We start from the raw sequence: 20,620 nt of genomic DNA, 5'->3' as shown, positions 1-20,620 counted from the left end.
GCACGCCAGACGCCGTCGCTACGCCATATCGGCAAACCCCCGATCCGCCTGTATGCACTTCATGCAGCAGCGTGGATGTCAGAGAGGACGAGGTTGCGTCCGTCGCGAGATATGCACTTCCCATCAGGAAGAGGTTGGCGCCGACCGATACCGACGACCCGGTTGAAACTGCTCTACTGGAAGCGCCGGAACCATTCCGCGTACCACCGGAATCTTGGTAGGTGTGACTCCCCGCCAAGACGATCAGATCAACGACGCCGTTCCCCGACCCGCCCCAGCTAAAACTGAGATAACCCCTCGTTATATCGGCTGCGTCCAGCGTCCCATAATAAGTCAGGCCGTTGTAATTAGGTCCCTGAAGGTTCAGAATTCCAGTGTTGGCACCGGACCACGTCAGGCCATTAAGCGGCCAGCTATGCCCGACGGACATCACCACTGTGTCACCAGCCTGAGAGCCGACGGGCAGGGTAATCGTTGCCGTATTAGTGCCGTTCACGTAGATACTGGCGGCACCACGAATGATGGTCGCGGGCCCGCCTGCACCTGCCGTCCGCATCCGCAAAGCCTGTATCGGGCGCACCGGTCAGGCTTCCTGCGCCACGGCGACGACATCCCATTTGGTGTCGGCGTTGTTGAAGATCAGCCCGAGGTAGAGCGTCTTGCTGATCACCGTCGTCGTCGGCAGCGTCACGCCGATCGCACGGTATTGCGTGCCGTAACTGATCGCGCGAGCGGTGCCGTTATCCTTGATCCTGATCGACAGACCGGCGCCGTCAACCGCAGTTCCAGTTGGATTGGCAAGCGTGAGCCCGGCCGCCTGCGCGGTGATATTGACCTGGTCGTTGGCAAAGGTTGGCGTGACCGTCGCGGAGGACGAAACCGACTGGATTTGCGGCGTGCGGTCGAGCGCGATCGTGATCGTGTCGGCACCATCGTTAACCGTGATGGTGATGTTTGTCCCGGCCACCAACGCCGCCCCGATCGCGTCGCGGGCATTCTCGTCGGTGTAGCTGCCCGACACGAACTGCGCCCAGGTCAGGCTGGTCGACCCGACCATGATCGGCGCGTTGGTCGAGCATGTCCATTGCGTGTCGGCGTTGGCGGTACCCTCGCTGACATAGACGCTGGCGTTGACCAGCTCGGCGCCGCTGTCGGCGTCGGTCGCGCGCGCCGGGGCACCGCTCGCCGCAACGACATAGATGCCGTTCTCCGCGCCGCTCGACTGGTTCTTGAGCAGGATGCGGTCGCCGGTCGCCAGGGTGACGCCGTCGACCGTGTCGCCATTCTCGAACGCGCTGGCCAGCGTGCCGTTGGCCGTCGTCGCGACACGCACCGCCTGTTTCCACGACAGGCCAGCCAACATCGCGGCGACGAACGCCTTGACCGCCTTTTGCGTCGCGATCTTGCTGTCGCTGTTCGCCGCCAGCGTGACGTCGGTGTCATAGTCCAGGCTGGCCGCGGTGCCGCCGCTGGCGACCGCCGTCCAGGCGCTGCCCGAATAGCGATAATTGACCGCTTCATCCTGGACGAAGAAGGTCAGCCCGGCGAAGGGCGCGATGAACACCCAGGCGGTCGACACCTTGACCGCGATATACTTGGCCTTGCCCGTCCAGGCGCCGGTCGGCGACGCCGCGACGATGAAACAATCGCCATCGGCTTCGGTGCCGGCCGGCGCGGTCAGATCCTTGTCGACCACGACGCGCGCCGCCACCGCCTCGATGTAGCGCGTGATTTCATTGACGGTCGTTTCGGGCACGGCCTGACCGGCCGTCAGGACCGGCGCGCCGATCCTCGGTGTTACCGACATTGCTGGTTCCTCTGGTTAAAAGTTTGCCGCCGCGCCGAAGCCGCGGCCGACCGTGTCGCTGATCTGATAGACCTTGGGGTACAAATCCCCCTCGGCGACGTCGCCGCCGTCCGACACCTGGTCGGCCTCGCTGTAGATCGCCGACGGGCTGGTCAGCCCCGAATAGGTCCGAACGACCGTCCCGCCGCTGTCGAGCAACTCAAGCGCATATTCCTCGCTCACCTCGCCCAGCGGGATCGTCGTCCCACCGGTCCAGGCGCCCCCGATCCGAGTCCGGCGCACCCAGTCGATCGACCAGTCGCCGCTCGCGGCATCCTTGACCGCGCGAAGCTGCGCCGGCGCATAGGGCTTGAGGCTGGCGCCCGTGAAGTCGAGCGACAGCACGAACGCCGAGGACGGATCGCGTCCCGCCGTCACTGCCTTGAAATACTCGGCATCACCCAGGTCGCTGGCGCCCATCGCCACCTTGCCGGTCGCCGCGACCAGCACGAACGCGTCGCCCGCGGCATGGCCGGCGCAGGCCCATTCGGTGCCGCGCCGCCCGCGCTTGAGCCCCGACAGCGTCCAGCTGCCGTCGACGTTGAGCGTCGGCGTGGTGAACTGCAGCAGCTCGCCGCCGAACCATGCCAGGTTGAGCAGCGGGTTGACGTCGCACTCCGCCTCGGTCGCGCCGGTCAGGCTGCCATATTGCAAGGTGATCGTGACGCTGTTGCCGCGGTCCCACAGCCATGGGTCGGCATCGGCCAGCACGTCCGACGCATAGCCCCAGGTGGCGGGCGATCCGCTCGGCACGCTGGCGAATTCGTCCTCATAGGTCGAGCCCGCGTCCAGGCTGCGCAGGATCGTCGCGCCGGGCCAGGTGCCGGCGACATAGGGTGCCGCGGCGTAATAGAGCAGCGGATTGACGTCGTTGTCGGCGTCGCGGATCAGCGGCATGTCGAGCACGAAGCCCTTGCTCGGCGTCGCCACCAGGATCACCGACGGCGCGCGCCCGTCGAACGTCGCCCCGGCCTGGCCGTTGAGGATCGCGACCGAGGGGTCGTCGCGCTCCCATTCGAGCCGCAGCACTTGATCGGCATCGACCGACGCCAGCGTCAGGCGGGCGCCCTTGGCCACCCCGTCGAACGTCAGCAGGTGCACGTCGCCCGGCTCGAGCGCGATATGCTGCGCGGTCAGGCCGTTGGTATAGGTCTCGCGCCCGAACCAGCGGCGCCGCAGCATCCGCGCCGCGACCTGGTGCGCGGTATCGACGTCCGACACCCAGGGGGTCATGTCGATCGACAGTTCGCGCGCGCCGTCGACCCGCTCGAGCGGGCGCGCGACGCTGGCGCTGTTGGTCTGCTGGTCGGCCGCCACGTCGGAAAAGCTCAGGGTCAGCCGGCGCGGCGTGTCGGTGCCCTGCCCGCGCTCGATAGTGTGCGTCGGCGAATCGTCCTGCTCGCCGGTGACGAAATCGGCCATATCGATCGTGCTGCCGATCGCCCCGCCGCGCGGCACGAAGCCGAGCACGAAACCATGCTCGCGCGGGTCGACATCGTACAGGTCGAACAGCGGCTCGAGGATCGACTTGCCGTCGCCCTGCGTCCACGACCAGCCCTTGACGATCTGCGTCAGCGGCGTCGTGTCGATATCGCCAGGCGCGATCCCGGCGCGCGCTGCGACGTCGTCGACCACGTCGGCCAGGGTGACGCCGTCGCTGCCGATCCGGTCGAGATAGCGGAAGGTCACCACCGCCGAATATTGCGGGTGCGAAATCAGCGCGTTGTTGACGCGGTCATAGACCGGCCCGCTATAGGTGTCCTCGGTCTTCCAGTCATGGGGATCGACGCTGCGGATCGTGCTGCCGTCGATCAGACTGACTTCGCTATAGCCGATCCAAACGCTGGTCGTGCCCGCCGCGAGGTTGCGGAAATTGATCGCGCCGCCCCCGCCGGCATTATCGCTCAGCGCGATGTCGTCGACGATCGTCATCGTCTCATCGTCGATCACGATCAGGCGGTAATGCCCCCAGAACACGAAGAACTTGCCGTCGGAATGGACGATCTCGGTCGACGGGCCGTTGTCGAAATGGCCGTGGTTGAGGTGGACGAAGCCGATCGATCCCGGCCGTGCCTCGGTATCGACCAGCCGATAGAGATAGAGGTCGTCCCACGACCCGAAGAACCCGGCGATGCTGCCGGTGACCCAGATATCGCCATAGCTGTCGGTGCAGGCCCCGCGCGGCGTCCAGCCGGTCAGGTCGCCGATCTCCCAGGTGTTGATCGTCTCCGGGGAGCCCAGCCCGCCTAGCGTCCAGGTCGCGAACGATCCGAGAAAAGCTTGCGGCAGGGTGACGACGTGCTCGCGCCCCAGGCCGTCTTGCAGCACGACAAGGCCGCCATTGCCTTCGACATCGAGCACATGGCCGGCGAGAGCGAGGCCGTCCGGCGTGAACGATATGACCCCGTTGACTCCGTCCAGGCCATAGATCGTGCCGTTGTTCGAAATAGCGGGGCTGGAGAGCGGCGCCGGGAAGGTGCCGGCGATGATCGGTGAGCGGCTGGCGCTGTCCCATATCCGGTAGCTGTCGCCGGCCGCGGTCAGGAAGCGACTATAATCGGGCGAATAGACCGTGCTGCTCAGCCCGATGTCGCGAGTCGACGTGTCGAACGTCTCGAACGGATAGGCCGGGCTGCCATGGCTGACCGCCTCGATCTCGACCTGCGGCACGCGGTTGCCGAATTTCTCGACCGGGATTTCCTCGAACACCGCCAGCGCGGTGCCGCGATAGGCCGGGCACGATCCCGCGCCCCATTTCGCCTCGACCGTCGCCTGCATCCGCGGATCGGGCATCTGGTCCTCGCCGCCCAGCATGAACCGGATCGACTCGAGCAGGTTGAACCCATCGGCGACGGTATAGGGCACTTGCGGCCCGACCCCGGTCGCGTCGTAGATCAGATGCTTGTCGAACCAGATGCGGGTGACGCCGTCGATCGCGTGCCCGGCGATCGCCACCGCGAACGTCGCGTAATACGTGTAGTTGTTATACTTGCCGGCTTTCGACTTGGTCTGTTTCTTTACTTCCTTCAGGCTCTCCGCCCAGATGATCGGCACCGCGAAGCGCCGGATGCCCTTGAAGTAATTGAGCTGGGTTCCGTAATCGGCCACAGACACCGACAGATCGGTCAGCCGCGGCCCCTCGGTCGTCTTCGACGCGGTCATCGCCATCGACGTCGCCATCAGGGCGGCCTGAATGCCGAGGGTGACGGGATCGATACTCACGAGGTGGCCCCCGGTCCGGGCACTTCCTTGCGGATGCCCTGTTGCCACGCGGTCATGTCGAGATAGCGGACGCCGGGCGGCCCGTTGATCTCGACCAGGATGGCCTCTTCCTCGGGCGTCCAGGCGCGATGCTGCACCTCGGACACGCGCCAGCCGCGCAACGGCGCCTTGTCGAGCGTGACGTGCTGGCGATCCCAGTCGATCCACACCTTGAGCGGCGCCAGCCAGCGCGCGCGCAGGATCAACTCGCCATGCGCCTTCGACACGTGGCGAAGGTCGATGATGGTGCCGTCGCGCGGCGCCGTCGGCATCGGATGGAAACGCGCGCTCATGCGTCCGAACTCCGCCAGCGCCAGACCGAATCGAGCGGGAAGATCGCCAGCATCTCGTCGATCGGCTGCTCGACCACGCCGCGCGGCGACACGCGCGCGCTGCAATGGATCATCGTCCCCTCGCCGGTCGCGATCGCCAGATGCTGCGCCTTGCCCGCCATCGCCAGCAGCAGCACGTCGCCCGCCTCGATCGCCGTGGCCGGATCGAACAAGGCGCGCAGCCCGGCCTTGAGCCGGCGCGGATCGACCTGGCGATAATCGACCGCGAGCGCCTGGACGCTGTCGCCCTCAGGCCGGCCAACCGCGCGCGCGACCCCGGCGATCAGGCCCTTGCAGTCGCAGCCGACCAGCTTGACCGACTGGCCGAACACCAGCTTGGTGCCGATCCATCCCCGCGCCTCCGCCACGATGGCGGAGGCGAGCTGTCCGGGGGACAGATCGGAGCGGGGATCGCGCTCGGCGACGATTGCCGCTTGCATGTCAGGCGCCAGCATCGTCGGGCACCTGCGCCTTGAGCACCTGGTCGGAGCCGGGAGTCTCGGGAAAGGCATACCGCATATTGAGAATATTGCCGAACCCCATGCACGCCTCGCGCGTCTTGGCGCAGCCCTGCTTGAGGTGCAGCGTGTCGCCGACCTCGGGCGCGGCCGACAAGGGCTCGAACAGTTCGACCGCGCCGGTTGCGGCCCAGGCGAATATCTCGATCGCCGAATCGCCGGCCAGCGGACCGGTCAGGAAATTGGCGAGGCCGAGATCGAAATAGCCATCGGCATAACTGCCCGAGAACGATACGGTGAAGCGCATGGCGTCGGTCACCGCCGTCACCGTCGCATCGACCGGCACGATGACATATTGGCACTTGCTGTCGCCGAAATCGGCTTGGCAATAGGGCGTGATGACCGCGCCGATCGTCTGGTTGAGCCGATCGGCCTCGCCCCGGATCTGAAACACGAATTCCTCGCCATCCGCGGGCGCCTCGCGGATCCGGCCATGAAGCAACGGCGCGATGCCGGCGACGACCGGTGAGGCGCGGAAAAACCACGCCTCGGCATCGTCCCACGCCCCGCCGAGCAGCGCCGGGCGCGTCACGACGGGACCGATCGGCCCGCGACACTCGACCGAGCTGGCATCAAGCCCGACCGCCAGCGTCAGCGCGTGGACCGTCATCCCGGCGTCGTACGTCTCGTCGCCCTCACCTATGTCGGCGACGATCTCCCCGTCGAGCGTCGTGAAGGCAAAGCGCATGCCGTCGCGCCGCTGCACCATCAGGCAATCGGCGACGAATGCCTCGACGGACGCGAGGTGCGCGCCCAGCCCGCCGGTGATGACGCGGGTCATGCCCGAACCCCCACGAGCGGGATCGAGCCAGCGCTCTGCGAATTGATGGTGTCGAAGGTGACCGACAGCCAGTCGTCGTCGAACCGCACCGGCACGTCGAACTCGAACCCCGCGGTCAGCACCGTCCCCATGGCCGGCGCGACGGTGAAGGTGACGATCCCGGTGCCGCGCGCGACGCTGACGCCGCTAGCGACCAGCACGCCGTCCTTGGCGACCTTGAGCGTGCCGGCGACCGGCCAGGCGATCGGGCGGTCATAGACGCCCGAGGCGCCGTCCGAATAGCGCTTGACCAGCTGGAAAGTCGCCGCCGCCCCGTCGCCGGTGCCGAGCGGCTGGTCAAGCATCGTCGGTGCCGTGCGGCCATCGCTGGCGCTGGTCCAGTCGAGCCAATCCTTGAGGAGGAAGCTTTCATGCTTGCCGCCGCGCACGTAATGAAACGCCCTGATCTCCGCGAGATCGGACGGCGTCTTCACATTGTGCGCGATCTCGTATTTCTGCAGCGGGTGCAGCCATTTGCGCAGCCGGTGCTCGGCGCCCGAATCGACCTGCGAAATGTCGGTCTTGAACATCGGCCCGCCGGCCGAGCCCCTCGACCATTTCTCGGGGAGGCGTACGTCTACGGTCATCGGTGAGCCCTCGGTGCAGCCAGTCCCTTGCGCACCGCGCGACCGGCGCCGAGCTGCGCTGCCCGCCCGACCACGGCGCCGAGGCGACGGCGATCGGGAATGGCCGGCGTGTTGAAGGCCTGATGGATGATCGTGTTGCCGCCGCCACCGGCCGGCCCAGCCTGGACGACAGACCGCGACTGCTGGTTGTTGAGCACCGAGATCCGCCCGCCGCCGCCGTTGAACAGCAACTCGCGGCCATTCTCGCCGACCCAGGAAAGCCCGGTCGGGAGGTCGTTGGTGCCGCCGGCAAATCCGCCCGCGAACCCGGCCGCGAACGGATTTTCCATGATCACGCCGTCATAATTGCCGATGCCCGCGCCGCCGCCACCGCCCATGCTCGACCCGAACAGCGAGGCGATGGAGCCGAGGATGGAGCCGAACCCGCCGCCACCCCCGCCCGGCCGCTTCTGCAGCGCCTCGGCGATCGGGCGGAACAGCACCTCGTCGAGGAAGATTTCGAGCAACCCCTTGAGCATCGGATCCTTGACCCCGAGCGCGTTGGTCAGCGCATCGTTGATCCCGTCGCGGACCTGGGTCAGTTCGTTGGTGACCAGCGTCTCGACCCGGTCGTTGATCGTCTTCGGGTCGGTGTCCTGGAGATATTTGCCCAGCGCGCCGGTATTCTGGCGATTGATCTGCTCGACCTTGAGCGGGTGGAGCTGGTCGAGCTTCGCCAATTCGGCCTTCGCTATATTGGCCTGATCCTCGGTCGCCTTCCCGAGGGCGAATAGAGCGATCGTTTCCTGCGCCTTGGCGCGTACCTGCTTCTCTTCCTCGGCCAGCATCGCCAGCGCGAGGTCGCGACGATCCCCGGTCGTTTTGGCGAGCGCCTGCTCGGCATTGAGCAGGTCCATGCGGTTGCCGGATGCGGCCAATTCGGCATCGACCGCGTCGCGCAAGTGATTGGCGCGATTCTCGGTGTCGATGGTCAGCGTCTTTTCGGCCTCGAGCTGCTTGGCGCGCTCGGCCAGCACCTTGCCCTGCGTCTCGGTCAGGTCGCCGAGCGCGACCCTGGCGGCGATGTCCGCAACCGTCTTCTGCCGCTCGACCGCCAACTGGTCCTTTTCGGCCTGGGCGATGTCGTCGGCGTTGTTGAGGTTGGCGCGCTTCGCCGACAGCAGGCCGCCATCGAGCTGCGCCAATTGGTCCTCATAGGCCTTCTGGCGCCGGATCGCTTCCTCGGCCGCCTTGTCCTCGGTCGTGTCGGCGCGGTCGGCTTGCGAGCGGCTTCCCTCGACATGGAAGTGGCCGCGCTCCTTGAACACCTTGGTGAGGTTGATGCCCTGGTCGGCAAACACCTTGCGCAGCAATTCGGGGGTTACCCCCGCCGCGAACTGGATATCGAGCGCCCAGCGGCCCTTGGCGCCCTCATGCGCGCTGGTGCCGGGCACCGCCACGGGATTGTCTGCGGGGCGCCCCTTGGCCACCCAGGCGTCGTACAGGCGCTTCTGCTCGCCAAAGGTGCGGCTGGTCGAATTGACCTGCAGCCCGGCCGCACGCGCGATCGCCGCCGCCTCGTCGGGCGAGACCTCGCGGCCCGACTCGCGATTGTTGGCGTGGCTCTGCTTTTCGAGGTCGGCGATTGCCTTTTTGAGCTTGGCCGCCTCGGCGGTATATTTAGTCTCGGAAGTGGCACCCGACACATAGCTTTCGCGCAACTTGTCCAGCTGGGTCTTGAGCGCCGCGATCTTCGCCGCAGTGGCGTCGATCATCGCCGCCGCCTTGTCGTCGAGGAAGCTCAACTGCGCCTCGCGGATGCCGCGATTGGCATCGGCCAGCGCAGCCTGCGCCGCCTTCAACTTTTCCTGCTCGGCCTTCAGCGTTTTCGCGGCCGTCGCCGTCGCAACGGGAAGAACGGCACCGGCATAGGATGGCACGCCAACCGTGGCCCCACCGGTCTGGTCGGCAGCATCCGCCGCCGCCTTCGCCTTATCGACCGTCGCCTGCTTGGCCTTGACATCCGCCAGCAGTGCATTGCGGTTGTTAAGTTGGCTCTGAAGTTGGGCCAGGTTGAGCTGCTGCTGGCTTTTCCAGGTCCGGTCGAGTTCCTCGGTCAGCTTCTTCTGAAGTTCGATATGGCCTTCAAGCGTCCGATTATAGGCCTGTTTCGCCTGATCGGATTTGCGGGTTTCCTCGCCGTCCTTCTTCATTTTCGCGACGAGCGAATCGACGCTCGTCCCGGTCTCGAACAATTTGGCCGCCAGCAGCCCGAGGATCGACACGCCCGCGGTGATGGCCAGCCCCCACGGCCCGGCGAAAATCGCCGCCATGGTGCCGCCTTCCTTGCCCATCATCGACAAGGCACCGACGACCTGCCCGCTTTGTTGCGCGAATATCTGCGCCACCGGCGTGCCGGTCGACAGCTGAGTGGTGACGTCGTTGAGCTGATAGCCGAGATTGGCGAGGCCGGCGCGACGCGCACCGGTGCCGGCTAGATCCGCCGCCGTCTGCGATTTGATCGCCTTGACCGCACCCAGCGTCGCGGTGCGCTCGCGGTTGATCGCCGCGGTACGCTCGTCGGTGCTCAGTACGCCGTCGCGTTCGGCCTGGCGGATCTCGCGTACCGCCGTCAGGTAATTGCTGATCACGGCATAGAGGGGATTGTAACGGGCGCGCAGCCGGTCGGCCGCAGATGCCTGGGCATCCTCGGCTGCCGTGGCCGATTGCATCGCCGCGGTGACCGCTTGCCCTTTGGTCGCGACGCGGCCGAGCACTTGCTCGAGCGTGGTGGCGGAGATCGCGGCGCGGTCGATCGAGGCATCGCCCGCGACCAGCCGCTGCGCACCGGTGCGATTATCGAATACCGGCGCCGGCGCCGTGACCGGCGTGGCCGCAACCGCCTGGGCCTGCTTGATCTCGCGGGCGTAATTGGCCGCCGCCTGTTGCGCCGCGACCAGCGCGCGCGCGGTCAGGTCGACGCCGCGCGCCGCCGACTGATTCTCGGCCTTGAACAGCGACAGGCCGGTTTTCGCCTCGGTGATCGTGCGTTGATAGGCCTCGGCACCCATCTTGCCGGCCGCGAACGCCGCCTTGGCGTCCGCCATCTGCTGGCTGGCCTGTGCCTGGGCCGCCCCGAACGCCGCCGCGCTGTTCGCCGCGCGCGACACCGCTTCGTCATGCGCCGCCGCCGCCTGCCCCGCCGCCGCCACCGCCTGGATGCTGGCGGTCGCGGCCTGGCTGACCGTGCGGAACGCCGCGGCAGCTTCCTGCTGCCCCTTGACGCGCACGGCATAGTTCAAGGCGCGATCGCGACCTGCCATCCAACTCTCCAGCAACGAAAAGGCCCCGCGACGACGCCGCGAGGCCGGTGAACATCAATCTTTATCGCGCGCCGCGCGCATCTTGCCCCAGGTGCGCCGCACGATGTGGATCCCCGCCATCGTGAACGCCGCCTGCACCGGCACGCTGTCCTCGGGCAGGAACCCGTCCTCCCAATTGCGCGCCAGCTTGACGATCAGCCAGCTGAGGTCGGTGACCAGATAATCGGGGTGGATATGCAGCCAGCGGATGCCGGCCGGTTGCTGCGCCATGAACGTATCGCCGCGCAGCGGATAAGCGGGGGTGAAGGTCTCGCCACCGGCAAAGCCTTCCGGGTCGAAGGCATAAGCGGCAGCGAGGATCAGTTTTTTTCCAGGTCCTCGTCGGGCACGAGCAACCGCATCGCGAAGGCGGTCAGCACCGGTCGATAGGGCTTCGGGATCGACTGATAGGCGGCGCTGCTCAGCCGCCCGTCGCGATCGCGGGCAAGATCGGTTGCCCGCTCGATCATACCCTCGGTGTCGGGATCGGGATTGGGCACCTTGTCGACCCGTCGCACCAGCAATTGCCGGACGATTTCGATCTGCGACAGATCGTCGAACAGCGCGCGGTCGGCGAGCAATTCGGCATAAGGCGGCCAATGGCGCGCGAGCATCGCCTCGATCGCCGACACTTCCGCCGCGATCTCGGCGCAGTCGTCCGCCTGTTGCTGGTGCAGCCGCGCCAGCTCGGCCGCGCGCAGCTCGAAATCGGGCTCGTCCACATCGTCCTCGACGATCGGCTTGAGCAGCCGATACCAATCCTCCATCACCCCCTCTTGTCGCTTGGCCTCGGCCGGGTCGCCGGCAACCTCGCCCAGTGCCTTGATCCCCGCCGTGGCTGCCATGCGCAGCTCGGCCTGCAGCGGACGCCGCACCCCGCGCTTGGTCAGCGCGTGGCGCAGCATCGGCGTGTCGTATTCGGTCGGCGTGCGGAACCAATAGGCGGTGTCGCCGATCACGCACTCGTGCAGGTCGCTTACCCGTACCGGCATGATGTCACCAGAACAGCAGGTAGAGGGCGGAGTCGATGCCAGTGGCCTCGAACGGCAGGCCGTCGGCGCTGATCCCGTCGAGATCCTCGTCTTCCTGGCCGGTATAGGCGATGCCGGGCAGGAAGATCGACACGCGGTTGCCGTCGACCTCGCCCCAATTGAGCCACAGCGGCTTGACCGTGCCGGCGACCAGGTCGGTGAAGGCGTCGCGGTCGCTCAGCAGCAGCAGCTGCGGATTGATCCGCCCGGCGAGCTTGCGCATCGTGACCCGCGCCGGGTCGTAGCCGAATTCGGCGCCGGGGCAGTCGCCCTGGACGATCTGGTTGCCGAGATCGAGGGTGAAGTTGCGGAAGCACACCCGCACGCCGTCAAGCCAGGCATCGGCATCGCGCAGCGGGCGCGGGCGCACGCTGTCGAACACCGCACCGGTCGGATTGGCGACGCCTTCCGGCGCGTGCATGACGCCACGCAGCGTGGCGGTGAACTTGCCGGTCTGGCGCGTTTGCATCGCGAACGACAGATTGGCCGCGGCGCCGGTGATCCGGTGCAGGATCGCGTTGCCGCTGCCGGCATTCTTCTTGTAGAGATAATCGGTGATCGTCTTGAGCGCGGTCGACGAGGGCACGAACAGATTGCCGGCATGGACCGAATAGGTGGTCGTCGCGTCGGGCGTGACCGTGAAGTCGGGATAGACCGTCACCGTCTTGGTGGTGGTGTTGTAGGCGGTGATCACGCGGGTCTGGCCGGGCCCGGTGCCGCCGGTCGTCTCGACCACGAAGCCGGTCAGATCGGTCGCCGGCCCGCCCGATGCCAGCTGCATCGTGTCGGCCGTGCCGGCGCGCGCGGTGCCAGTGCTGTCGGCCGCCAAGGTGGTCAGGCCCAGCGCCGCCGCCTGCAGATAGGGCGTGAATTCGGGCGCGGTGCCCGGCGTGCCGCTGCCCTTGGCGTAGAAGCGATGCGTGCGCTCCATATAGCCGCCGCCGACGATCGACTGGGTCGAATCGAGCGAGCCCGACACTTCATCGGTCTGCTCGAGCTCGAAATTGGGGTTGGCCTTCGGCTCTTCGACCAGCACCGCATCGGTCGCCGGCACCGGCACCGGATCGGTGCCCGACGTGACCTCGGTCTTGGCCAGCACGAGCCGGTTGCGCGTCAGGAAATCGCTCATCGTCGGTTACTCCGCAGAGGTTTCAGGGGTCGGCTGGGCGCCGGTAAGGGGTGCGTCAGGCTTGGCCGCCTTAATTCCCCTCCCGCTTGCGGGAGGGGTTAGGGGAGGGTCTGTCATCTCGCCGGGTTGCACATCGACACTGCTCAGCGCGCCAAGCGGGGCGGCCATCGCCTGGTCGCGCGCAAACGCATCGACATTGACGGCCTCGGCATGGTCGCCCGATGGATCGATGACATGCGTGTCGCCGCTCCGCGCGACATGCGCGGTGCGCTGATGTTCGATGGTCATGATTGGTCTCCGCTAAGGCCCCGGCGTCGAGGCATCACCCTCGCGCGCCATGTACTGGACCGTGAAATTGATCGTCTGGATGCCCACAACGCGGGCACCAGTGACCGATGTGCCGATAAACGGCCTCGACATGCCGCCGCGCAGCACGCCGATCGCCAGCCCGCCGAGCTGGATATCGTTCGGATCCTGCAGCGCGTCGCAGATCGCGACGAAGCCCCGGTCGAGCAAATCCTCCGCCGAATCGGCGCCGGTTTCCATCACCACCATCCCGACCGCGAAATCGGCCATGTTGATCTCGACATTGCCGGTCAGGTCGTCAGGCTCGGGCTCGCCGCCCTCGTCGAGTGCGATGGCGTTCATCTGGTCCTCGCCAACCGCCTTGCGCGGATTGCGCAACACCGTCGCCCAGCCGAGATCGGCGCGCACGTCTTCCAGCTTCGCCGCGATCGCGTCGAATAGCTGCCGACGGACGGACGCCATCAGTTAAGCCCCGCCGCGGGCGCCAGGCGCGCCCACACCTCGTCGAGATTGCGGTCAAAGATCGCCTCGCTCTCGTCGAGCAGCGGCTGCAGCCCGGACAGGCTGGGCGGCAGGGTCACGCTCTTGACCAGCACGTCGAGCAGCTCGCTTTTGCCCGTCTGCTCGTCCTTGCGCAGCAGATAGAGCTTGTTCGGATCGTTCTTGTCGGCGCGCCAATAGACGCTGGTCTTGGTCGCCTTGTTATAGCCGGTCGGGATGAAGCCGCCGGCGCGCCGCACAGCGGCCCCCTGTTCACCTTCCTCGATCCGCAGCCACTGGCCTTGCGGGTGCAGCGTGCTGCCGTCGAGATGGGCGAGCAGATAGTCGACGAAGCTTTGCGGCCCCATGCCGCGGCCCAGCTTCGAATAGATCAGCCCGGTGAACTGGCCCTTGTTGGCCATGTCGTTGAAGATCGCCGACTGCACGAACGCGTTGGTCGCGCGGCGTTTGCCGTTGCGGGTCGGGGTCGACCGCGAGAACACGCCATCGAAATAGCCGCGCAATTTCTGCTTGAGCGTGTCGATCGTCAGCACGACGCTCTCGATCGAGGCATTGGCGACGACCACCGCGCCATCGTCGATCCCCGCGGCAAAGGCGTTCATGCCCTTGATGTCGAGGAATTCGACGGTGAAGCCCGACCCACCGCCGCCCCGGCCGTGGAAGTTCATCGCCGACGACCCGCCTGCGCGGGCGATCATGCCGGGGGAATTTTTGCGTGCCATCGGATCAGTCCGCCAGCACCAGCTCGGCGAGCCAGAAGAAGCCCGTCTCGTCGAGCACCGGCAGGCCGTCGATGGTCAGCGTCTCGGCCACCACCATGTCGCCGTCGTCATCGACCACGATCGCCCCGGTGTCGTCGACGCTGCCGACCTCGAGCAGCCCGCCCCGCGCCAGCGTCGCGACGTCGTCGCGGCGCAGCCAGGCGGTGCGCTCCGCCGTCACCGCGCGCAGATCCGGCGCGACGAAGCGCTGCTTGGCCTGGCCACGATCATAGACGATCGTGAACGGGCCGATCGGCTCGCCACCGCCCGGCGCGGTGTAGCGCGCGGGGGTGGCGAATTCGTCCGCCGACAGGAAGGACGCGCGATCAGCCGCGCTCTCGACCGGCATGGGTCAGGCCTTGGCCGGCTCGTCGAGCTTCTTGAGCTGGTCGGCCGTGAGCAGCTTGCGCGCCGCTTCCAGCTTGACCGCGAGGTCGTCGCGCGCGGCGATCGCTTCGGTCAGTTCGGCCGTCAGCGTGACTACGGACGCTTCGGCCTTCTCGGCGCGCTCGATCGCGGCGCTCTCGGACGCCGACGGGCCGTCGTCCGACGACGCCGTCCTGGCCAGCGTCTCCGCCACCTTGCCGGCATCCTTCAGGGCGGCGACCGTGGTCTTATCGATGCCGAGCGACTTGATCGCCGCCGACGTCAGTTCCTCCCCGGCCGGGAGCGTGAACGGCACGACCTTGCCGTCGACCTTGGTACCGCCGGTCAACTGAGTGACGGCGATCAGGATGGTAACCTTGCTCATGATTGACTCCGAAATGTTTGGCCCGGCCATTGTGCGATGGCCGGGCCGAGGGACCCATTGGGTCACCGGTTAGCGGACGGTCCGGAACAGCGTCGCATCGATGCGGCCCGGCGCGCAGATCGGCGCCGAGATCGTTTCGATGAACTCCGCGCCCGTGCCCTGGTCGATCCAGTTGTGCGGGAAGAAGCGGCCCTTGCCGTAATTGTTCTCGGCATGCTGGACGCAACCGTAGAGGCGCCCACCTTCGAGGCCGCCCATCGCGAGCAGGCCGACCGAATAATCGGGCAGCAGCTTCTCGGGCGTGCCGGTGTCGGGGTCCTCCTGGATGTCGTTATAGACGTAGAATTCGACACCGCCCGAGCGACCCTTGAACACCGGCGCGCCCGGCGTGGTCGGGGTGAAGCCGAGGTTCATCGCCGTGGTCTGACCCAGGGTCAGGTCGATCATCTTGGTCGCCTTGGGATCGGCATTGTAGAGCGGCCAGGCCAGGCGATCCATGATGACGATGTTGACCGGGGCGCCACTGTCCTCGCCGACGGTATTCATCCAGTCGTCGAGATCGTCGACCGGCGACACGCCGGTTTCGCCCCATCGCGCGGTGCTGAGCAACGTGTCGGTATGCGACCCGGTGCGGGCATAGTTGACGAAGGTCGACGGATAGTCTGGCGAGACCAGGGTCATCGACCCGGCCTGCAGCAGCTGCGCCGCCTGCCATTCCACCGACCGCGCCAGCTTGCGCTGATGCTCGAGCAGATACTTTTCGCGGATCGCCGCGGCGCGATCCTGCGCCGACATTTCGCCGCCGATCATCTCGCCCGGCAGTCGCGCCATCACCTCATTGGGGGTGACGTTGTTCTTCGGCTTGTAGCTCGCCGGGACGATCGACTCCTTGCGGAAGCCGCGCGGCTGGTGGACCTTGCCCGGCGACAGCGGGCCGACCAGCGGGGCGCGGCGACGGTCGGTGATGATGCGGTCGAAATAGACTTCCTGCGTGTCGAACTCGAATTCGCGCGGGAACATCGTCTGGGTCAGGAAGGTGCCCGGAACGAACAGGTCCGGGATCAGCGGCATCAGCTCATCGGGCTGAAACGTGCCATAGTCGTCTGCCATTGTCTTTCTCCGAAAAAGCGAAGGCCGCCCCGGATGGGACGGCCTTCAGCCTGGGCACGCGGCCCGATTGGTTGGTGGGTCGGTTTAGTCGTCGATCAGGATGCCCTTGTGGCGCAGCCCCTCGCGGATCGCCGCCAGCGTGATGCCGGCGCCGACGGTCAGGCCCGACCAGTTGAACTTGCCGGTCTCGTACACCAGCGCCTCGACATCGGCGCTGGTGGCGTCGGCATCCTGCGCCAGGATGAAGTCGGGAGTCTGGCTGCCATCGGTCGAGGCCGAGGCCGACAGCTTGTACTTCGACGCCGCATAGCTGACCACGATCGGGATATAATCCCCGGCCAGCCAGTCATTGCTGCCGTCGGCCAGCGTGCCGTTGAGCTGGCCGTTATAGGCCGTCCCCACGACGCCGACGCCATCGATCGTCCCATCGGGACGCACTACCTCGAAGTTGCCGAGGTTGGTCGTGGTCTTGGTGATGTTGATGTACCAGGTGCCAGCGGGAGCGCCGGCATCCACCGTCCAGGTGCCGACCGCGCCGTTGCCGACGGTGCCGCCGGTGCTGCTGACCGGCGTGCCGGGCGTGACGGTCGCCGAGGCCGCCGCCAGCACCGGGCCGATCAGCGAGCCGGCGATGAGCGAGGCACCCATCAGGATCGTGACCTTGCGGGTGGTGTAATCGCCATCGGCGAGGATCTGCTTGGGCGCGAAGACCGCGCCCTGAGTGTATGCGGCTCGATCGTAAGCCATGTCCGTTCTCCGATTTTGGGGCTGAGCCCCGTCATTGGGTGACGCCGCGGCGCCGGGTTACTTGGCCGTCTTCTTGGCGACGTACGCCTGGCCGCGATTGGGCTTGGCGCCGGGCTGCTGGTCGGCCGCCTTGGCGGGCAGCAGTTCGGGCTTGGCGGCATCGGCCTGGGCACCGGCCAATGCTTCGGCCGCCTTGGCTTCCTCACCCTTGCGCAGCGCGATCGCGAACGCGCCGGGCTCGGTGCCATCGGCGATCGCCTTTTCGAGCTCAGGCTTGTTGCCGTCGCCGGCGATCGCCTGCAGGCCGGTGATGCGGGCCCGCTCTGCCGTAATGGCCGCGGTTTCCGTGGCGGCCAGCGCCTTGGTGTGATCTTCCGGCGTGATGCCCGCCGGTGCGGTGTCGAGGGTGTCCATTGTCGTCTCCATGCTGGATCGCGCACCGGGCGCGGGCCGGGCGGATCGGCCTGCAATTCCGCCAGTCCCCGGGGATGCCGGGGCATTCACTTGTGCGGTGAACTCGGCGATCGAGTCCGCCCACGACATCACCTTGTCGGCGATGCCGGCGTCGACCACTTCCTGCCCGCGAAAAACCTGCGCCTGCTGTCCGCGCACCGCTTCTTCATCCAACCCGCGCGCCGCGACGACATGGGCGATGAAGCGATTATTGGCCTGGTCGCATAGCGCCTGCAGCCGGGCCCGCACGTCGTCGGGGAGCGGCTCAAACGGGTTGCCGTCCGCCTTATGCGATCCCGACATGATCAGCGTGACATCGATGCCGTCCGCTGCCAGCGCCTTCGAATAATCGACGTGCATCATGATCGTGCCGATCGAGCAGCCATAGCCCAGGTCGGTGATCGTCACGTCGCCCTGGTCGGCACAGATGCTGACTGCACAGGCCGCGCTCGCGCCGCACCCACGGATAACCGCGCGCATCGGCTTAGTCCCACGGCGCGCCATCAACGCATCGCAGCAATCGTAAAGCCCGGCCACCTCGCCGCCCGGCGAGTCGATATCGAGGATGATCCCCTTGACGCCAGCGTCAGCGTCCGCCGCCTTCACCTTGGCGGTGATGCCGTCATAGCCGGTGAAGCCCGATTGCGGGCTGATCGCGCCGTCATTCTCCGCAACCAACTCGCCACGAATTTCGATGAAGGCGACACCCTCGATCACCGGCATGATGTCGGACGCGGCGTAGAGCGGGGCACGCTGGTCGATGCCGGTACGCGACTTCAATTCGGTGACACGCTCCGACGACAATGCGGCAAGATCGGTCAACGTTACGCGCTGGCCTTCGCCACCGACGAACAGCTGCGACACGTCCAACTTGCGACCGACTGCGCCGAGCACGATCATGCCGGTCTCGGCCGTGGCGGCGAGCGGGGTATTGAACAGCCGCGACGTGATCGCAGCGCGCGAAAAGGCCCTCCGTCCCATCGTCAATTCCCTTCCTTGCCGGTGCCGCCGGTGTCGGCCGAGCCGCTGCCGGCGATGTTGTCGGTCGTGTCGGTCGCCTCGGGCACCCCGTTGCCGCCGCCGACCACGTTGGGGATCGGCAGGCCGCCGTCGACGAAGCGCTGATGCTCGCCGATCCGTACCGTGACGTTCGCGTCGTAATCGCCGCCGTTGAGGTCGGCCGTGATCTGCTGGCCGGTCGTCCAGGCATGCGCTTCGTGGATCTCGAGCGCCTTGGCTTCGCGCGCCGGATCCATGCTCAATTTGCCGTCGCCGCGGAACCGCACCCGGCTCCACGCCGCGCGCTTGTTCTCGTCGGTCAGATAGCCGGGCAGCTTGTAGCGGCCCCGCGCGACCTGTTCGTACAGCCACGACGCATAGCGCAGCTGCTCGCTTTGGCCGATCAGCCACTCGCGCCGCGGCTTGACCAGGATTTGATACAGGCTCTCGAACGCCGCGCGGCTGGCGGTGTAGCTCGACAGGAAGTGCAGCAGCAGCACCTCGACCGGGATGCCGGTCGCCGCGCCGATCTGCCGCGCCAGCCCCATGAAGAACGGGTCGAACGCCGGATTGGGGCGGCCCGGCGTCTTGGCCTCGACTTCGTGGTCGAGGTCGAGGTCGAGGATCGACCCTTCCTCGAGCTGGTATTCGGGCGCAACCCCGCCCTCTCCCTCGCCGGCCATCCCGCCGGTGACGATGCGGTCGCCGTCGTCGCCCTCCGCGGCATAGACCGGCTCGGGCATCGCCTGCGCACCGGGCGACTTGTGCGTAAACACCAGCATCGCCGACAGCACCGCGGCGAACGCCTCGGCGCGAGTCAGCGTCGACACCTTCTGGACGATGTCGAGCACCGGCGCCAGGAACGGCACGCCGCGTGTCTGGTTGGCGCGCTTCTTCTTGGCGACCAGGAACGCGGTCGGCAGGCCGGACTGTTCGCCCCAGGCGTCGATGAACATCACGTCATCCGACGTGCGGACGTTGAACGCGCCCGGATCGCGCTTGAGCACGCCGAACGCCAGCGGCGCGCCATAATCGTCCTGCACCACGCCGGCGATGCACACCTTGCCGGCCCAGGGGCCGCTGGCCAGTTTCTGGCCCTCGGTGTGGCCGACCGGCGACATGATCCAGTCCGCCTCGAACAATTTCCACGCGGTCGCGTGGCGGCGCCCGCGCTGTTCGGGCATCACGCGGACGACCAGCATGTCGCCCGAGGTCAGTTCGCCGCGCAGGATGATTTCCTGCTGGCCATAGCCGGTCGACGATTGCTCGGCGTCGGGATCCTTCGACGCCATGTATTCGTCGTAATCGATCCGCATCCGCTTGGTGATCTTCGCCAGCGCTTCGGGCGTCAGCCCGACCTCGTCGGCGTCGACGTCGGGAATCGCCATCAGCCCGGTGCCGATGATGAACTCGACCGGCCGCTCGATCGCCGCCGTCGCCAGCGGCATGTTGGCCGCGGCATAGCGCGACTGGCCGATCAGCGTGGTCTGGCCGCCGATATAATCGACATTGGCCGAGCGCGGCCGGCGCTTGACGCCCTTGATCCCGCCGCGACGACCGGCATCGTAGATCGACGGCGCGGTCAGGCCGCCGACGCGGATCTCGCTGGTCATCGCGCTCGCCGCCGACATCGCGCTGCGCTCGACCATGCGTCGCACGCCCGCCGCCGGCGAGACGAAGCCGATCGCGCGGTCGATCAAATTGAGCTTCACGTCCATCAGCGGAACACCGCGATCCCGCGCCGCACCCGGCCGCGGCTCGATCCGGTCATCGCGTTGAGGTCGTTCTGCGCCTGGCGATAGCCGGCCTGCAAATCCTTGAGCGGCGCGCGGATCAGCTCGCGGCCATCGGGCATCTTGTACGACTGGTTGCCCAGCGCGGCCTCGATCGAGGCGCGATACGCGGCGACCAGCGAGCGCTGCGCGTCGATCTCTTCCTGCGATGCCGCCACGGGGTGAACCTCTTTGTTGGGGCCCCTCGAAAACAGCGGGGTGATCTTGCCGGATCACCCCGCGAGGAGGGGAGGTTGTCGGGGGCGCCGCGGGCACGAAAAAACCCGCGCCGGTTTCCCGGGCGGGTGATCCATGCTCGCAACTTTTCGACGGTTCCTCCCTTGTCAAATCATCG

The 20,620-nt window shown here is 66.9% G+C and carries 20 protein-coding genes; all 20 read right to left on the bottom strand.

Annotated elements, in window-relative coordinates; all coding sequences use genetic code 11:
- Positions 1-583: 583 nt before the first annotated feature.
- Positions 584-1,807, bottom strand: coding sequence for a DUF2793 domain-containing protein (locus AC1DRD_RS05985; RefSeq protein WP_478040707.1), 1,224 nt, complete (start codon positions 1,805-1,807; stop codon positions 584-586).
- A gap of 15 nt (positions 1,808-1,822) precedes the next feature.
- Positions 1,823-5,068 (bottom strand): phage tail protein, encoded by a 3,246-nt coding sequence (locus AC1DRD_RS05980; protein WP_478040706.1) that lies wholly within the window; start codon positions 5,066-5,068, stop codon positions 1,823-1,825.
- The gene (locus AC1DRD_RS05975) at positions 5,065-5,400 is read right to left on the bottom strand and encodes a hypothetical protein (protein ID WP_478040705.1); all 336 of its coding nucleotides are present in this window, start codon (positions 5,398-5,400) and stop codon (positions 5,065-5,067) included. The genes AC1DRD_RS05980 and AC1DRD_RS05975 overlap by 4 nt, the downstream gene beginning before the upstream one ends.
- Positions 5,397-5,879 (bottom strand): NlpC/P60 family protein, encoded by a 483-nt coding sequence (locus AC1DRD_RS05970; RefSeq protein ID WP_478040704.1) that lies wholly within the window; start codon positions 5,877-5,879, stop codon positions 5,397-5,399. The genes AC1DRD_RS05975 and AC1DRD_RS05970 overlap by 4 nt, the downstream gene beginning before the upstream one ends.
- A 1-nt stretch (position 5,880) precedes the next feature.
- Entirely contained in the window at positions 5,881-6,738 is an 858-nt protein-coding gene (locus AC1DRD_RS05965) for a DUF2163 domain-containing protein (protein WP_478040703.1), read from the bottom strand.
- Positions 6,735-7,364 (bottom strand): DUF2460 domain-containing protein, encoded by a 630-nt coding sequence (locus AC1DRD_RS05960; protein WP_478040702.1) that lies wholly within the window; start codon positions 7,362-7,364, stop codon positions 6,735-6,737. Before AC1DRD_RS05960 ends, AC1DRD_RS05965 begins: the two co-directional genes overlap by 4 nt.
- Complete coding sequence (locus AC1DRD_RS05955) at positions 7,361-10,666, bottom strand: phage tail length tape measure family protein (protein ID WP_478040701.1); 3,306 nt, start codon at positions 10,664-10,666, stop codon at positions 7,361-7,363. The genes AC1DRD_RS05960 and AC1DRD_RS05955 overlap by 4 nt, the downstream gene beginning before the upstream one ends.
- Before the next feature lie 54 nt (positions 10,667-10,720).
- Positions 10,721-10,936: a hypothetical protein gene (locus tag AC1DRD_RS05950; RefSeq protein ID WP_478040700.1), complete on the bottom strand. Its 216-nt coding sequence runs from the start codon at positions 10,934-10,936 to the stop codon at positions 10,721-10,723.
- Positions 10,937-11,025: 89 nt separating this feature from the next.
- The gene (locus AC1DRD_RS05945) at positions 11,026-11,697 is read right to left on the bottom strand and encodes a hypothetical protein (RefSeq protein ID WP_478040699.1); all 672 of its coding nucleotides are present in this window, start codon (positions 11,695-11,697) and stop codon (positions 11,026-11,028) included.
- Positions 11,698-11,701: 4 nt separating this feature from the next.
- On the bottom strand, positions 11,702-12,865 hold the full coding sequence (locus tag AC1DRD_RS05940) for a phage tail tube protein (RefSeq protein ID WP_478040698.1): 1,164 nt from the start codon (positions 12,863-12,865) through the stop codon (positions 11,702-11,704).
- 6 nt (positions 12,866-12,871) lie between these two features.
- Entirely contained in the window at positions 12,872-13,153 is a 282-nt protein-coding gene (locus tag AC1DRD_RS05935) for a hypothetical protein (protein ID WP_478040697.1), read from the bottom strand.
- 12 nt (positions 13,154-13,165) lie between these two features.
- Positions 13,166-13,633 (bottom strand): hypothetical protein, encoded by a 468-nt coding sequence (locus AC1DRD_RS05930; protein ID WP_478040696.1) that lies wholly within the window; start codon positions 13,631-13,633, stop codon positions 13,166-13,168.
- Positions 13,633-14,394, bottom strand: coding sequence for a hypothetical protein (locus AC1DRD_RS05925; protein WP_478040695.1), 762 nt, complete (start codon positions 14,392-14,394; stop codon positions 13,633-13,635). The genes AC1DRD_RS05930 and AC1DRD_RS05925 overlap by 1 nt, the downstream gene beginning before the upstream one ends.
- Before the next feature lie 4 nt (positions 14,395-14,398).
- Positions 14,399-14,782 carry a head-tail joining protein gene (locus AC1DRD_RS05920; protein WP_478040694.1) on the bottom strand — a complete coding sequence of 128 codons (384 nt, stop codon included), beginning with the start codon at positions 14,780-14,782 and terminating at the stop codon, positions 14,399-14,401.
- Between the two features lie 3 nt (positions 14,783-14,785).
- On the bottom strand, positions 14,786-15,184 hold the full coding sequence (locus tag AC1DRD_RS05915) for a hypothetical protein (RefSeq protein WP_478040693.1): 399 nt from the start codon (positions 15,182-15,184) through the stop codon (positions 14,786-14,788).
- Between the two features lie 69 nt (positions 15,185-15,253).
- A complete protein-coding gene (locus tag AC1DRD_RS05910) occupies positions 15,254-16,294 on the bottom strand; it encodes a major capsid protein (RefSeq protein WP_478040692.1) in 1,041 nt (346 codons plus the stop codon).
- 84 nt (positions 16,295-16,378) lie between these two features.
- On the bottom strand, positions 16,379-17,041 hold the full coding sequence (locus AC1DRD_RS05905) for a head decoration protein (RefSeq protein WP_478040691.1): 663 nt from the start codon (positions 17,039-17,041) through the stop codon (positions 16,379-16,381).
- A gap of 57 nt (positions 17,042-17,098) precedes the next feature.
- The gene (locus tag AC1DRD_RS05900) at positions 17,099-18,475 is read right to left on the bottom strand and encodes a S49 family peptidase (protein WP_478040690.1); all 1,377 of its coding nucleotides are present in this window, start codon (positions 18,473-18,475) and stop codon (positions 17,099-17,101) included.
- Between the two features lie 2 nt (positions 18,476-18,477).
- On the bottom strand, positions 18,478-20,211 hold the full coding sequence (locus AC1DRD_RS05895) for a phage portal protein (protein ID WP_478040689.1): 1,734 nt from the start codon (positions 20,209-20,211) through the stop codon (positions 18,478-18,480).
- Positions 20,211-20,444, bottom strand: a complete 234-nt coding sequence (locus AC1DRD_RS05890) for a hypothetical protein (protein WP_478040688.1) — start codon at positions 20,442-20,444, stop codon at positions 20,211-20,213. Before AC1DRD_RS05890 ends, AC1DRD_RS05895 begins: the two co-directional genes overlap by 1 nt.
- Positions 20,445-20,620 lie beyond the last annotated feature (176 nt).

It is taken from the genome of Sphingomonas sp. P4_G2 (assembly GCF_056401155.1).
The sequence above is the reverse complement of the archived record's forward strand: the minus strand, read 5'-3'. Positions and strand labels throughout refer to the sequence as shown.